Raw genomic sequence first — 14154 nt, 5'->3', positions numbered from 1 at the left:
AATTTGCATAAAAATTATATTATGCGAAAAACAATTATTTATTCGGTTCTTATTAGTTTAGGTTTGCTTCTTTTTGGAAGTTATTTTTATTTACAAAACCTATTTAAACCACCTTTAAATACCGTAACTGTTAAAAATGACTCAGGTGAAATAAATATAGGTTGGGAAAAAAATGACTTTAGTGATAGAAATGCTTTGTTAATACCAGTAAAACTATCAAACCAATCTAAAGAGCGGTATTGGATGCAATTGGATATGGGTGCTCCATATTCCTTCTTGTATGGTAAAACGCTAAAAAGTTTAAATATTAACCAACCAACATCTAAGTTTGAACTGTTTATAGGAAAGCTAGAAGCAAATTTTGAAACTATAAAAGTTGCAAATTATGGTCAAAATATAAATGACATTGAGCAAAAAAATAATATTATAATTGGTACACTAGGAACTGATTTATTAGAGAGGACAAAATTACGTGTTGATTATAAAAATTCAATTTTGAATCTGTTTATTGAAACTCCAAATTATTTATCAAATAAAGAAATGAATTCTTTCAATTTTGAAAATCGAAGAATTTATATTGATGTTGAAATAAATGGTAACAAAAGAACAGTTATGTGGGATTCTGGAGCTAGCGCCTTTGATTTAATTACTTCAAAAAGTGATTTTAAAAAATTAAAAAAAAATAATGCCATTATTCAAGAAAGTGAAGGGAATCAAATGGGCAGAAAACTTAAGATTTTTACTGCAGATACAGAAAGTAAGATGACCATTGCTGGTAAAAAAATAGCATTGCATAATGTAACTTATATAGAGGGTTTTCCGTGGTTCATAAAACTATTGTTCTCTGTGTCAGGAATGGAAGGAATGATTGGAAACAATTCATTTAGAAGTGAAATTTTATTTCTTGATTGTTCAAGTGAGTCATTTACAATTCTGTAAGGAGTAGGAGTGTATCATATTATAGAAAATGGGTTTGTATAATCTTAGTTACTTTGTTTATGTACTAAATTTAGCAAATAAATCAAAGATAGAAAGTCCGTGAGGATTTTAGTAAGAAGGCGAAAACAAGCAATTAATATTATATGTTGTTGTAAAAAGTTTTACTCCCATTATACATTTAGTTTTTTTAATTCAGAAGATAAAGCAGAGAGAGACTTCGCTTCTATAATAGTAGTGTCAATTTTTAGATTCTTCTTTTTAACTTTCAGAATATAATCTCCTGCATATTTTTCAATTATTTGAACTTCATTCAAACGAATGGTTTTTCCGAGTATATTATTAATTTTAATCGTTTCATTCCCAATAGTAAGGTGTCTATTTTGCTTTTGATAAAAATATTTTAAGATAAAAAAGGGCGACCTCGCAAACACGCAATGAACCTTGTGTTAAACGAAAATCGCCCTATTGTTTTTATACTATTTTAGGCACAGGCTTTTAGCTCGCCATTTTAACTATATTCTCAACCAATTCTGTAATTGCACTTTTCATAAATTCTTTAAACTGTTCTTCTGTCATATTTGGGTTTTCTATAAAATCATAATCCGACGTCCATACAATCATAGACTTATTTAAACCTAAATCTACCACTTTAAAGCTATTTTTCACTTTAGCAGGAACACCTTCAACTATTTGCCAAGTGTATGTTCTTTGCTCATCATCAAACTCTACAATATTTTCTCTGAATTTTCCTTGTCCATCTGGTGCAATACATAAACGACTACCACCAACGCCTTTTGGGCCTGTCCATTCTACTTCTCCCACGAAAGATGATAATTTATCAATATTATCCATTATTCTAATTTGTTCCCAAACGCTATCTGCGGAAAGTTCAACGGTGGATACGTAGCTTAAATCTGCCTTGTTATTTTGGGCGGTTGCGTTTAAACTACCAATGATTAAAAGTGCGGTTACTGTAATTGTTTTGATTAAATTTTTCATTTTTAAATATTTATAGATTAATAAAAGAATTGTTCAAGTATAATTTTTCCATTTTTTACTTGGTAAACTATAAGCTCGTCAAGCTCTGCTTTCTTACGATCTTTCATAGTGAAGGACATTCTGTAGGGCAAGGCTATGAAGTCTTTACTTGTGATAGCTTTGCCTATTTCCATTGTGTGTACTTCAGAAATATTACCCGCCATTACACTATCTTTTTCCTTAATGGCTTTCACTCCAGTTATATCTGGAAAATATGGTGATTGAGGTTCAATATGTTTGACATTTTCTTGGTCAAACAAAGTGTCATAAATATCTTCGAATTTCCCTTCTTTCAATAAAGAGGTAAGCCTTTCGGTAATTTGTTCTGTAGTCATAATTATTATTTTTAAATTCTGTAATTTAGATACAGTAATTAAGTAAGGTGTTACAAAACTTAAGCTACTGCTTTCAATTTTTTACTATTCTTTTTATTGTCTTTGAGTTTTTCAGGTGAAGGTTTATCATTTTCTACATAAAACTTGAAATCTGAAAGTGCCTGACCTAATCCTTTTTTAAGATTCATTTTCATCATAGGACCCATTATTACTCCCATAAAACCCTCTGTTTTTCCCACAAAATGCATTGTAACCTTTGTTCTATTTGCACCTATTTCGTTCAGATACCAATTGTTGACTCCAGTTTCTATAAAACTTGGAAAACCTTTGACGACCTCATACGATAATTGTTCGTTTGCCTTAAATACTCTTACTTCTTCCTGCAATTTCCCAAATGATGTGTCACAGGTGCGATTACTGCATATTGCACCACTAATTTTTGGTAGACCGTGAGCTTCTGAATGATAAAGTCCTCTTGCCCATTTGTAGGCTTCTCCGTATTGATTGCCCAATACTTCCCAGACTTCTGTTATTGATTTGTTTACTATAATTTCCTTTTTAACTTCCATTATTCTAAATTTTTTAGAGTTCATAGTTTAGATACAGAAAATCAAATGGTGTTACAAAACGAAAAAAGCCTTTTGAGACAAACTCAAAAGGCTTTTAATAAGATAGATTTAATAAAACTAATTTCGTAAGTGTTTCATTAGTTCATTATCATTTAATAGTTCGTCTATAATTGTTTCTTTTCCAAAATCTTCTTTAGCAGGATGGTTTCTAAATAGGTGTGTGTATTTATCATCAATTGTTCCTTTTAAATCCGAATGATTTTCGGTAACGTAATTTTTTATTTTTTTAGTGGTATTAATATTGAAAAGCATTTCATCCTCTTTTAAATAACCACCTTTTTTAAGTGCTTTTGTTTTCTTTGGACAACGACAAGGATTTGAGGTCTTTACTAAACCACATTTGTTATTCATAAAATTATAAAGTTCTTTTCTTGCTCTGTGTAACTTTACTCTAAAATTTTGTGGTGAAATGTCAAAAACTTCTGCTCCCAAGTTGTGGTCAATACAAAATGTGTCGCCCAATATATAAATAAGCCGTTGTTCTTTATTGAGACACATTAACATTCCAGACATACAGCTAATCTGCATTTCTTTTGACAGTTCTGCATATTCAATTTCTTCTTCTTTATTTAATTCAAGATTGGGTATTTCATCGAGTTGTTTTCCGTATTGCTCAAAAGAAGTAAATTGTTGATTTTTATTTTTCCTTTTAGCTTGTAAGAATTCATTTACTACTATTCTATACAACCAAGTTGTAAATGTACTTTTAAAGGAAAATTTCGAAAGGTTGGTTATTACTTTTATTAGTACTTCTTGCGTTAAGTCCTTTGCATCATTTGGATTGTGAGACATTTTCCAAGCAACGTTATAGATAAAAGGTTGGTGTTTTTTTATCAGTTTGTCCAGTGCTATTCGATTTCCGTTCAAAGACTTTTTTACTAAATCAAAGTCCGCACTTTTTGAGTGAATATTTTCGAGTGGATTGTGCATCTTACTATCGTTTATCATTTAGATGCAAATTTTTAATTGGTGTTACAATGTTTTTTTAGCTTTTGCCTAACAGCCCATGTGTATCGTGTAGTAAGGCGCGCCTTACGGAGTCGATAATTGCGCCTTATTCACGATACATTTAGTTGATAGAAGTTTCGTATGTCGTAGACGCAGATATCTCTATTATAATCAATGTATTCGGCTTGCGCAATTAACATGGGCTGTTGAAAGGAATTAGCAGAAAAGGAAGAGTTTGTTAAAACTCGATTTCTGCGTGCCGTAGGCAATTGCTTTCAACGGTCTGGTATAGGAAAAGTAGCGGAATTATAAGCACTAACTTTTCGTAAAGCAAGATACTTAATTAAATACAATAGCGGTTCAGGTAAGCACCTAAACCGCTATTTTTTATATACGTTGTTGTGGCACGTTTTTATCCGTACACAGCGTCTTCAGAGGTTTTTCGGTTTATTTCCAAGTCCGATTTTACGCTGTCTAATTTCATTCCGATTGTCATTAATGCAACTTTTCCAAGAGGTAAACGAAGCGTTGGATTTTCGGAATTTACCAAGTCTATAATTGCTTTAGATGCTTTTATTGGGTCGCCTTCTTGTTTTCCGTCAACACTTTTTAATTTAGTTCTAAATGCTCCTGCAGTATTGGAATAGTCGTCAATTACATTTTCCGCTTGTCCAAGTCCATTTCCTGCGAAATTTGTTCGGAATGGTCCTGGCTCAACTATAGAAACCTTTATACCCAAAGGTGCAACTTCTTGTGCCATTGCCTCGCTAAAGCCTTCTAAAGCAAATTTGCTGGCGTTGTAAATACCAAAACCTGCGAAAGCCTTAATTCCTCCGTGAGAAGAAATCTGAACAATGTTTCCGCTCTTTTCTTTACGCATATATGGTAAAACAGACTGTGTCATTTTTAGAGTTCCAAAAAAGTTAGGTTCAAAGACAGTTCTAACCTCCTTTAATGATGTTTCTTCAACTGCTCCAACAAATCCCACCCCTGCATTGTTGACTAAAACATCAATTTTTACGTGTTCAGAAATAATGTTTTTGATATTGTCCTCAATGCTCTTTTCATTGGTTATATCCAATAAAATTGCCTGTGCGTTTTTAGTACTGTTTTTATTAAATTCATCAACTTGCGATTGCTTTCGGAATGTGCCGATTACAAAATCTCCTTGTTCAATTACAGATTCAGCAAGTGCTTTACCCAATCCGCTCGATATTCCTGTGATTAACCATATTTTATTTTTCATTGTTTTTATTTTTTTAAAGCGTTAATGATTTCTGAAACTTCTACCCGATTTCTATAATCGCGACCCAAAGATTTTGCAAAAGAAACAGTTGCGTCATTTTCGATAACAAATACCGCTGGAATTGGCAATTCCCTTGAGTCGTCAGAATAATGTGCATCAAAGTTGAAACCGAGTTCGGTCATTGTATTTACTGGTGCATCTGCATTTTTAAAAACGGTTGTATATTTTCTTGCAACAATATTTCCATTATCGCTTAAAACCTCAAAATCAAGTTCGTTCTTTTCTTTTACGTTTAAAGATTCATCAGGTGTTTGTGGTGAAATGGCAACTAATTCTGCACCTAAATCGTGAATTTCACTTAATGATTTTTGATAGTGAGCTAATTGAAGATTGCAATAAGGACACCAAGAACCTCTGTAAAAAATAAGTACAACTCTACCTTTTTTAAGCAACTCTGAAAGTTTGGTTGTTTTATCTATTGCGTTTGAAAGTGCAAAATCTGGTGCTTTATCGCCAACTTTTAATTTCAAAATGGAATTATGGTTGGATTTTAGGTTTTCTGCATCTTGGTCGAAAACATTTAATGCATCTTTAGGAAGCATTGTTCCTAAATTTGTACGTAGTTCTTTTAAATTTTCTTGGTAAGAATTTGTTTCTGTATTCATTTTTCTTTGTTTAATATAAAGCCAAAATTGACTTTACAAAGGTGTGGCAATGTGCCAACTTTAAAAATGAACTGGTTTAGGAAATATTCTTGAAGTAGTTCAAGATTTTGTAGTAATACGCTTTCTAATTTTACTTAAAAACTCTGCAGACATTCCAAGATAGGAAGCTAAAGCATATTGAGGTACTCTTTGGACAATAGCAGGATACAGATTTAGGAATTCTAAATATCGTTCTTCGGCTGACTTACCTAAATTTGATAAAACTCTTCGTTGAGAAAAAGCAAATGACTTTTGAGCTACAAGTCTAAAAAAACGTTCAAATTTTGGATTTCTATCACAAAGATTTTCAACATCTTCATAAGAGATTTGTTGAACTGTTGAGTCCTCTAAAGCTTCTACAAATAGAGAAGCAGGACTTTGATTTACGTAGCTATTAAAGTCACTTATAAACCAATCCTCAATCCCAAATTGAATTGTGTGTTCTATTCCTTCATCATTTACAAAATAGCTTCTAAAAGCTCCGTTTAGTATATAAGTTTGGTGAGAACAGATAAAATTTGGTTGGACAATGAATTGTCTTCGTTTTATTTTTGTTGTCCTTATAATAGAGATAAATTGTTTCTCATCATCTTCGTTTAGAGAAACGTATCTATTAATATTTTCTAATATGTTGTTGTATTGTTCCAATGTTTCTTTAAATGTGCCACAACGTATTATATCTTCATAAAAGTACATCTTTTTTAGTAAAATTTATGGGATAATGCAGCTATTTTTATCTCATTATTGAAGTATAGGATTTGATGTAAATTAATAGTTATAGATTTTTTAGTAAGTAAGATTGAGGTCTATTATTTCAAAATTTATGGTGATACATTTTTAATTTTAAAAATAAATATAAAATGATTTTTGCATTGCTATTGAAATTCCATGATGTTTTATGTCTGAAAATTATATAGTTGTTATGAACAAAAATAAACCCCTTGTGTATTTAAAAAAGTAGTGTTTTTAGGGTTTAAGTTTAGGGCTGTGCCATTGTAAGCAGTTGCAGAAAGGCCCAATTCTTGAAATATGCACACTGTAGCTGCAAAATCCCAAAGGCTACCTCCACCTTTTTCTAGTTTTGGAGGTTTAAGTAAAAGTGCAGGGCTGTTTTCTGCAACTAAGATGGCATTCAATACTGCACCACCTCCTGAAATTATACAGTACTCATTTAAGTCTAAAACTTGCACCCTGTTTTGAATGTGCTTTTTGATGACCTCCTTTTGTGGAGTATCTTTTAAAGTTTTATCGGTAATATAGGTTAGTTTGTTATTGGGTTTGTTTAGTAACCAAGGTTTTCCGTTTTTAAAAGCGCCAATGCCATAAATACCCACATAGAGGTTGTTAGTACTTGGGTCGAATACAACTCCGATTACAGGTTTGCCCTCTTTTGAAACTAAAGCAATAGAAACTGAAAAACCAGGATGATTATTTATAAACGCTAAGGTGCCATCTAAAGGATCTACACACCAAAAATAGTCGTTGGTAAATCTACTTTGGTCATCTTCGGTTTCTTCACTCAAAATGCCCAAATGAAATTGGGTGCATGTTGGTTCTAAATAAGTGCGAATTACCTTTTCGCACTCCAAATCTAACGCTGTGACTACTTGAGAGGCTAAGGTATTGCCTCCCTCTTTTTGCTGAACTTTTAAGCTGGTTCTATCAAATTTTTGGATGACCTCACCAGCTTTTAAGGCCGCTTTTGTGGCAATATCTGCAAGTGCTTTAAGATCCATAATTTAGCTGTTTGATTACTTCTTGCGTAACACGCTCACTGTAAGAATTTATTTTCCAATGGCCAGGACTCCATCCTTTTAAAAAACGATGAAAATCTGCCCAAGCTACTGGGTACAATGCACGCCATTCTTTTTCTAAGGCTTTTTGTTCTTTGCTTAAAGCTTTGTGTAAATATTCAAAATAGGTATCTAAAATTTGTGATTCTAAACGCTCGCATTCTTTTTCAGACAAACAACTGCCTATAAAATAAGCAACGTCTTTCATACCACAACCAGCACCTACATATTGAAAATCTACACCAGCCACTTCATTAGAATCAGAAAAACAAAAATTGGCCAATTTGGCATCACCATGTACAAAAGTTTTGTAGGTACATTGGTTTAATTTTTCATCAATTTTATGAGCAGCTGCTTTTAAATTTTGATCTTGTAAAGCCTCTAATTCTTGGGGTCTTGTTGCTAAATGCCAATAGGTGCCTATATTCCATAAATCTTGAGGGTGTTTGTCTAAATAAGAGGCATGAAACTTGGCTAGCCATGCTAAACAATTGGCAATACCTTGCCAAGAAAGGCTTTGTTTTCTATGGTTATAGCCAGCTGAATCTAAATCTTCTAATAGGATACAAACTTCATCTTTTTGAGTAGTGATGCCATAACATTTAGGTAATCTAGCTTTACTATTTGAGGCATACTTTTTATACCAATGTGTTTCTACTTGATACGATTTTAGCTTACGCTGATGGCCAATTTCGCAATTCCAACCTCTAGGATGAAGATCTTGCTGAGGCAATTGTATGTTTTTAACCACTACACTTTTAATATCAGAACCCTGTAAAGCAATGCGTTTAATTTGGCCATAGCCACTCCAAAGCGATTGGATAACCTCTTTTTCTAGTAGAGAGTTTGCTTTTGTTTGTTGTAGGATAAAAGATTGGAAGTGATGGTTCATAAAAAAGTAGCACTCAAGGGCTATAGCGCTTTTTATAATTTTTCTATAATTCCTTTAAATAATGCAATCATTTTTGGTTCTGCTTCACCAGCAATAGCGATGATTTCTGCAATATCTACAGGTTGTAAGTTTTTAGGATCGCATTCATCTGTTAATACAGAAATGGCTGCACAAGGTAGGTTTAATTGCTTGGCAACAATTACTTCTGGTACAGTACTCATACCTACTGCATCTACCTCTAAAATTTGAAGCATTCTGTATTCTGCTCTTGTTTCTAATTGAGGGCCTAAAACACTGGCATAGGTTCCATTGTGTAACTGAATGTTTTGTTCTGTTGCAATTAAATTTATTTGGGTGTTCGTGGCTTTTGAATAAGGTTCTAACATATCAGCAAAAATGTTTCCAAACTCATTAGCACCTTTAAAGGCTAGAGGAGAACTGCCTTGTAAATTGATATGGTCTTCAATTAGCATTAAATCGCCTTTGTTATAGTCTAGATTTATAGCACCTGCAGCATTAGAAATCAATAAATTTTGAATGCCTAAACCATGTAGGGTACGAATGCCATAAGTAACCTCCCAAGGCGTGTAGCCTTCATACAAATGAAAGCGACCAGACATCACCACAACTTTTTTACCTGATAAGGTTCCGTATATAATTCTACCTGAATGAAATTCTACAGTAGCTAATGGAAAATTCGGAATATCTGAATAAGCGACTTCAATACTAATCTCAATCTCGTCTACCAATTTACCTAAGCCCGTACCTAAAACAATACCAACTTCTGGGTTGTCTATGCCTTTTGCTTTTAAAAATTGTATGGTTTCTTGTAACTGTGCTGCTTTCATAATAGCTATCGAATTGTGTGTTTTTTAATTTTTATTTAGAATAAAACGATTCATAATTTCTGGTATAGATTCTATATCCTCATACAAATCAATATCGTTTTTTATTGCTAATAGTTTAACGTTTTGTGATTTTAAATCTGCTAAAGTATCTGCTCTTACTGTGGAAGTACCCCATTCTTTGTGGTGAAATATAGACGCATGTAAAGTTTTCATGCCCAATAAATAATACCCACCATCTTCTGCAGGACCAAGTACTACATCATGTTGGTCTAATGTTTCAAAAGCATAATCGATATTTTTAGAAGACAAATCATACAAATCACTGCCTACAATAAGTACTTTTTCGTAACCAGCTTTAAATCCTTGCTCAAAAGCATGTTGCATTCTATGGCCTAAATCTGCTCCTTTTTGTTGGTGTTTTTGAAATAGAGCAGCATCCCAAATGTCATTTTCTCTAACTTTAACTGAATAGTAAACTGCTTTATCTGCTGCTACTTGAATAGCTTCATCTCTTGTCCTTTCTAATAAGAACTTATAAATATCAAGTGCAGTTTCATCGCCCACTGTTTTGGCCAAACGTGTTTTAGCTTTACCCAATTCTGGATTTCTTGTAAAAATGAGTAGTAGGTTTTTATGCATGAATTTTTTGTGCTTTTAGAGGTTAGAACTTAGTACACTTTTTTTCCTTTCTGAAGCCATTTGCTCCAAGTCTTGTTAAACGTGTGTACTTTTTCTGTGTCATTGCCCAAAGTATCTACGACTTTAAAATTGGCGTTTTTCCATTCAAAAATTCCACCATACAAATTGTAAACGTTGGTATAGCCTTCTTGCATTAATTTGTACGCTACAGTTTCAGAGCGAATGCCTAAAGAGCAGTAAACCACTATTTTTGCATTTTTATCTTTGGGTAATTTGGGTAGGGTTTCGTTGATTTTAAAATCATCATATCCCACTCGAATGGCGTTTTTCAAATGACTTACATTATATTCTTTTTGATCTCTTGCGTCTAATAAAATAGCATCAGTTTGTGGCAAGGCTAAAGTTTCTACAGACATGTAGGGCACATTTCTCTTGTTCCATTTTTCGAGTAACTTATCTAATTTATGTTGCCCAAAAGTAGCCGTACTAATAAATAGTAGTAAAAAAGCAATTCTTTTCATGATGATTATAATTGTATTCCAAAACCTTGCAAGCCACTTTCTATGGCAGGTAAAATTTCTGTATTGTCCCAAATGCCAGTAACTATGGTTCTTGAATACTCTTCTGGTAACAAATCATTTTGCATTAATTTACTGGTTAATTTATAATTGTAATTTAAGGTTTTATGTGTAAAAGACAAAGTATTCTGTGCATCATCTAAAATGGCGTACCAAACAGAAGGATTACCATCATTTGCTGGCATACCAATAACACCAGGATTTAACCATAACTTATTTTCTTTTTGATGATAAAAGGGTAAACCACAATGCCCAGCAATAATTATATCACTTTTTGTGGCTTTAAAATTAGGTTGTTTTGTTGCCCAAGGTGTAGATTTAAATATAAATTCTGATACATTAAAATACGAACCATGCACCACATTAACCTTTTGATTAGCATACCTAAAGTTGATGTAATTGGGTAATGTTTTTAGAAAAGCTAACGAATTTTCAGAAAGTTTGCTTTGTGCATAAGGATACCACAATTGCGAAAAGCCATCGCATCTTGAGCCTTCTCTAAAATCGCAACCACAATCTGCAGCATTTTCTCGTAATTGTATTTCTACGTTTCCCACAATACTTTTTGCGCCCCATAATTTAAAGAGTTGTACTGTTTCTTCTGGTTGAGCACAATAGCCTACAATATCTCCTGTACAAATGCAGTTTTCTGGTGCAATACCTTCTTGTTCTGCAACTTGCTTTAAGGCCTCTAGGGCTTGTAAATTGCTATACACACCACCAAAAACAAGTAGTTTTCCTGATTTCTGACCTAATTTTTCTGTTATCTGATCCATTTTGGAATAAAATATAAAATGATACAACTGCTAATGCCCCAAAGATTTACCCACAATAAACTGGCATACTTGCCTTCAGTAAAAATGAGTGCTTCAGGTAAAACATCAAACACTAAAAGGATGCCAAAAACCAAGCCAGCACCTACAGATAGGTAAAAACTAATTTTAGGAACGTTCTGTTTCCAGAAAATAAAGATAGGTGTTAACCCAATTACCATTGTTCCTGATATGGTGGTTGCTGATAAAATTTCTGCATTTAAAAAAACAGGAATTGTACCTAAAATGGCTGCTGCAACCATGGCCAATCGTCCAAAAGAAACGGATTTTCCTAAATTTAAATCTACCGCCAATAATTTAGAAAATGATGAAAATGTTGAGTCTAAGGTAGAGGCTGCAGAGGTAATCATTATAAAATTAATGACTAATAACAACACTACACCAAAAGCTTTACCTACAGCAACTGCAGCTTGTCCATCTAAACCTTGCGTTTGTGCATAAATACCAATAAAACTAAAAAAGATGATACAGAAAGCACCTAAAATACTTGCCCAAAGAAAACTTTTACGCGTTACTTTTGGGCTGCTTATAAATCCGCGATCTGTAAGAACAGGGTCGTGAAAAGGATAACTAAAGGATTGTAAAAGTGCTGCAAAAAACAAATTCAGCCCCAGTTCAAAACTCCAAGTTCCTGAATTTAGAATTTCTTTTGAGGAAAAATCTTCGGTTTGAAACAACGAAGCTAATATTACAATGAGTAAAACTGCAAACAATACCATTTGAAGTACATCAGTAAAAATAGAACTACTTAAACCACCTTTTAAGGCATAGCTTAAGGTTAAACCTGTAAAAATTAATATAGACCAATAGTAAGAGGCACTGCCAACATCACCAAAATAATTGCCAATAACCATGGTATTGCTCCAAACTTCGTTGAACAATCTAAATGCGATAAGCAATGAGAAAATAGCTACAGCTTGTTTCCCAAATTTAGAACTTAGAAAATGATGGATGCTTGTAAAATTACCTTGCGTTCTTAATTGATAAATGATAACGCCTGCTACAGCAAAAGATAGGTAATACCCAGCATAAGCAACACCACCTACTAAACCAAATGCCAAGCCTAAATTGGCTGCATTGGTTATACTCTTTGCAAAAATCCATGAAATGATTAAGCTACCAGTTAGCACTAAGGTGTTAGGTGCTTTCTTTTTATGAACTGCTTTAAAGAATTCATCTGTAGTTTTTGCGAGTGGTGATAAAAAGAACAAGATTATACTTGAACAAATAACCAACGCCCATTGCCAATTGATTACATCCATATTATTCGTTCCACCAAACGTTTACATCTAAACTATTGCCATTTGTTGCAGCTTCAGCTACACTGTAATTTTCTTGATTTAAAGTTGCAGCTTCTGCAGGATAAGGCATTCTAACAGGAATTAATCCGTTATTTAAACTTGCAGAAACAGCCTTAAGTGCAGGAAAACCTGTTCTTCTATATTCTATCCACCCTTCATAACCTTGAATGATAGAGGCAATCCATTTTTGGGTTATGATTTGCGCTAAAGGAGTCGTACCTGCAGCATTGTAATTGGCATTACCTACTAAATAATTGCTTGGCAAAGCAGTATTCCAATACTCAAAAGCTTGTGCAACACCCTCATTGTAAAGCGTTTCTGCATTGGCAGTAATCAACCCTTTTGCTGCAGCTTCTGCCAGTAAGAAACTAGTTTCCCAAGCAGTCATAAAATTGGCATCTAGAGTAGAGGTGTCTTCTCTAAAAGCAGTGCCTGATAGCGAATAATCTGCTAAAGCAATTGAGGTTGTAGAAGAGTTAATTCCGTTTATTAAACCATTAAATTCGTTGGAAGATGCGTTTGCAAAAGGTCTAAAAAAGGTGGCAATTCTAGCATCATCTAAATCTAACAGAATTTCTTCCATAGTTTCAGAAAGCACAAAGTTGTTGAAATCTCCAACTCTTAATTGCGCTAATCTAAAACTGTTTGGTTCTGAATTGGTAAAATCGAATACTGCATTATCACTATTATTGGTAATATAATTGCCTTGAGTATAGATGCTTTGCAGCTGAGCAGCAACATCTACTTTTTTAGAAATACGAATGAGGTATTTAATTTTTAAAGAGTTGGCAAACTGAATCCAAAATTGCAAGTTTCCGTCAAATAAGATATCACCCTCTAAACCAATAGAACCATTGTAGGCGTTTATGGCAGCAATACCTTTTTCTAAATTGTCTAAAATTCCGTTTTCATTTTGATAGATATCTTCTTGCAAATCATACTTAGGGGTTACAGTACCTTCTACACCATTAAAGGCTTCAAAGTAAGGAACATCTCCAAATAAATCTGTTAAACCAGCAGCCATATAAGCTTTTAAAATTAAGGCAGGACCCTCATACACAGCAAAAGCATCTGTAGTTCTACTTTGGTTTAGTATGATTTCATTATCACGCAAATTGGTGTAAAAAATAGACCAAGGATTTCCACCCAATTGCGGACTTTTTAAATCGTGTCTATCAAATAAATTAAAATCTAATGCAGTTCTGTGCTGCCCTAACAAATCGCCTGCAACAAAACCTTCGTAACTCATTTGTTCACCAAAATCATAAATAACCTGCCTTAATAGCAAACTTGGTTGCACAGCCACAGGTGCATTTGGGTTGGTATTGATTTCTTCAAAATCTTTGGTACAGCCTGTAGTAGCTGCAATGAATATTGTAATGATGACTATATATTTTTTCATGTTTTCTTATTTTAAGAATTCTTAAGCTA

16 protein-coding genes are annotated in these 14154 nt (G+C 33.4%); 1 reads left to right on the top strand and 15 read right to left on the bottom strand.

Annotation, left to right across the window (positions count from 1 at the left end; translation table 11 throughout):
* Positions 1 to 21 precede the first annotated feature (21 nt).
* On the top strand, positions 22 to 939 hold the full coding sequence (locus MED152_RS06905; protein WP_015481142.1) for a hypothetical protein: 918 nt from the start codon (positions 22 to 24) through the stop codon (positions 937 to 939).
* Positions 940 to 1434: 495 nt separating this feature from the next.
* Here the strand turns inward: MED152_RS06905 and MED152_RS06895 are convergent, their stop codons facing one another.
* The 15 genes from MED152_RS06895 to MED152_RS06825 form a co-directional block, all read right to left on the bottom strand.
* Positions 1435 to 1938: an SRPBCC family protein gene (locus MED152_RS06895; RefSeq protein WP_015481141.1), complete on the bottom strand. Its 504-nt coding sequence runs from the start codon at positions 1936 to 1938 to the stop codon at positions 1435 to 1437.
* A gap of 17 nt (positions 1939 to 1955) precedes the next feature.
* Positions 1956 to 2312 carry a SnoaL-like domain-containing protein gene (locus tag MED152_RS06890; RefSeq protein ID WP_015481140.1) on the bottom strand — a complete coding sequence of 119 codons (357 nt, stop codon included), beginning with the start codon at positions 2310 to 2312 and terminating at the stop codon, positions 1956 to 1958.
* 59 nt (positions 2313 to 2371) lie between these two features.
* On the bottom strand, positions 2372 to 2905 hold the full coding sequence (locus MED152_RS06885; RefSeq protein WP_202950303.1) for an SRPBCC family protein: 534 nt from the start codon (positions 2903 to 2905) through the stop codon (positions 2372 to 2374).
* A gap of 93 nt (positions 2906 to 2998) precedes the next feature.
* The gene (locus MED152_RS06880) at positions 2999 to 3889 is read right to left on the bottom strand and encodes an RNA polymerase sigma factor (RefSeq protein WP_015481138.1); all 891 of its coding nucleotides are present in this window, start codon (positions 3887 to 3889) and stop codon (positions 2999 to 3001) included.
* A gap of 412 nt (positions 3890 to 4301) precedes the next feature.
* Positions 4302 to 5135 carry an oxidoreductase gene (locus tag MED152_RS06875; RefSeq protein WP_015481137.1) on the bottom strand — a complete coding sequence of 278 codons (834 nt, stop codon included), beginning with the start codon at positions 5133 to 5135 and terminating at the stop codon, positions 4302 to 4304.
* Positions 5136 to 5140: 5 nt separating this feature from the next.
* A complete protein-coding gene (locus MED152_RS06870; protein ID WP_015481136.1) occupies positions 5141 to 5800 on the bottom strand; it encodes a peroxiredoxin-like family protein in 660 nt (219 codons plus the stop codon).
* Between the two features lie 99 nt (positions 5801 to 5899).
* On the bottom strand, positions 5900 to 6535 hold the full coding sequence (locus tag MED152_RS06865; protein WP_015481135.1) for a Crp/Fnr family transcriptional regulator: 636 nt from the start codon (positions 6533 to 6535) through the stop codon (positions 5900 to 5902).
* 224 nt (positions 6536 to 6759) lie between these two features.
* Positions 6760 to 7575, bottom strand: a complete 816-nt coding sequence (locus MED152_RS06860) for a 3'(2'),5'-bisphosphate nucleotidase CysQ (RefSeq protein ID WP_015481134.1) — start codon at positions 7573 to 7575, stop codon at positions 6760 to 6762.
* Positions 7565 to 8524 (bottom strand): oxidoreductase family protein, encoded by a 960-nt coding sequence (locus MED152_RS06855; RefSeq protein ID WP_015481133.1) that lies wholly within the window; start codon positions 8522 to 8524, stop codon positions 7565 to 7567. Before MED152_RS06855 ends, MED152_RS06860 begins: the two co-directional genes overlap by 11 nt.
* Before the next feature lie 32 nt (positions 8525 to 8556).
* Positions 8557 to 9372 (bottom strand): purine-nucleoside phosphorylase, encoded by an 816-nt coding sequence (locus tag MED152_RS06850; protein ID WP_015481132.1) that lies wholly within the window; start codon positions 9370 to 9372, stop codon positions 8557 to 8559.
* Positions 9373 to 9396: 24 nt separating this feature from the next.
* Positions 9397 to 10011, bottom strand: coding sequence for a TIGR04282 family arsenosugar biosynthesis glycosyltransferase (locus MED152_RS06845; RefSeq protein WP_015481131.1), 615 nt, complete (start codon positions 10009 to 10011; stop codon positions 9397 to 9399).
* Positions 10012 to 10040: 29 nt separating this feature from the next.
* Positions 10041 to 10532 carry a rhodanese-like domain-containing protein gene (locus MED152_RS06840; RefSeq protein WP_015481130.1) on the bottom strand — a complete coding sequence of 164 codons (492 nt, stop codon included), beginning with the start codon at positions 10530 to 10532 and terminating at the stop codon, positions 10041 to 10043.
* A gap of 5 nt (positions 10533 to 10537) precedes the next feature.
* A complete protein-coding gene (locus tag MED152_RS06835; protein WP_015481129.1) occupies positions 10538 to 11365 on the bottom strand; it encodes a metallophosphoesterase in 828 nt (275 codons plus the stop codon).
* Positions 11353 to 12684, bottom strand: a complete 1332-nt coding sequence (locus tag MED152_RS06830; RefSeq protein WP_015481128.1) for a sodium:solute symporter — start codon at positions 12682 to 12684, stop codon at positions 11353 to 11355. The genes MED152_RS06835 and MED152_RS06830 overlap by 13 nt, the downstream gene beginning before the upstream one ends.
* A 1-nt stretch (position 12685) precedes the next feature.
* Positions 12686 to 14125, bottom strand: a complete 1440-nt coding sequence (locus MED152_RS06825; protein WP_015481127.1) for a SusD/RagB family nutrient-binding outer membrane lipoprotein — start codon at positions 14123 to 14125, stop codon at positions 12686 to 12688.
* Positions 14126 to 14154: the final 29 nt, after the last annotated feature.

Origin of the sequence: Polaribacter sp. MED152 (genome assembly GCF_000152945.2) — a bacterium.
In the GTDB taxonomy this organism is placed as follows: domain Bacteria; phylum Bacteroidota; class Bacteroidia; order Flavobacteriales; family Flavobacteriaceae; genus Polaribacter.
Note: the sequence above shows the minus strand (reverse complement) of the source record. Positions and strands in the feature narration are given on the sequence as shown.

Excerpts from the sequence above, each read along its gene's own strand:
- MED152_RS06905 (WP_015481142.1), top strand. The coding sequence starts at position 22 with ATGCGAAAAACAATTATTTATTCGGTTCTTATTAGTTTAGGTTTGCTT.
- MED152_RS06895 (WP_015481141.1), bottom strand. The coding sequence starts at position 1,938 with ATGAAAAATTTAATCAAAACAATTACAGTAACCGCACTTTTAATCATT.
- MED152_RS06890 (WP_015481140.1), bottom strand. The coding sequence starts at position 2,312 with ATGACTACAGAACAAATTACCGAAAGGCTTACCTCTTTATTGAAAGAA.
- MED152_RS06885 (WP_202950303.1), bottom strand. The coding sequence starts at position 2,905 with ATGAACTCTAAAAAATTTAGAATAATGGAAGTTAAAAAGGAAATTATA.
- MED152_RS06880 (WP_015481138.1), bottom strand. The coding sequence starts at position 3,889 with ATGATAAACGATAGTAAGATGCACAATCCACTCGAAAATATTCACTCA.
- MED152_RS06875 (WP_015481137.1), bottom strand. The coding sequence starts at position 5,135 with ATGAAAAATAAAATATGGTTAATCACAGGAATATCGAGCGGATTGGGT.
- MED152_RS06870 (WP_015481136.1), bottom strand. The coding sequence starts at position 5,800 with ATGAATACAGAAACAAATTCTTACCAAGAAAATTTAAAAGAACTACGT.
- MED152_RS06865 (WP_015481135.1), bottom strand. The coding sequence starts at position 6,535 with ATGTACTTTTATGAAGATATAATACGTTGTGGCACATTTAAAGAAACA.
- MED152_RS06860 (WP_015481134.1), bottom strand. The coding sequence starts at position 7,575 with ATGGATCTTAAAGCACTTGCAGATATTGCCACAAAAGCGGCCTTAAAA.
- MED152_RS06855 (WP_015481133.1), bottom strand. The coding sequence starts at position 8,524 with ATGAACCATCACTTCCAATCTTTTATCCTACAACAAACAAAAGCAAAC.
- MED152_RS06850 (WP_015481132.1), bottom strand. The coding sequence starts at position 9,372 with ATGAAAGCAGCACAGTTACAAGAAACCATACAATTTTTAAAAGCAAAA.
- MED152_RS06845 (WP_015481131.1), bottom strand. The coding sequence starts at position 10,011 with ATGCATAAAAACCTACTACTCATTTTTACAAGAAATCCAGAATTGGGT.
- MED152_RS06840 (WP_015481130.1), bottom strand. The coding sequence starts at position 10,532 with ATGAAAAGAATTGCTTTTTTACTACTATTTATTAGTACGGCTACTTTT.
- MED152_RS06835 (WP_015481129.1), bottom strand. The coding sequence starts at position 11,365 with ATGGATCAGATAACAGAAAAATTAGGTCAGAAATCAGGAAAACTACTT.
- MED152_RS06830 (WP_015481128.1), bottom strand. The coding sequence starts at position 12,684 with ATGGATGTAATCAATTGGCAATGGGCGTTGGTTATTTGTTCAAGTATA.
- MED152_RS06825 (WP_015481127.1), bottom strand. The coding sequence starts at position 14,125 with ATGAAAAAATATATAGTCATCATTACAATATTCATTGCAGCTACTACA.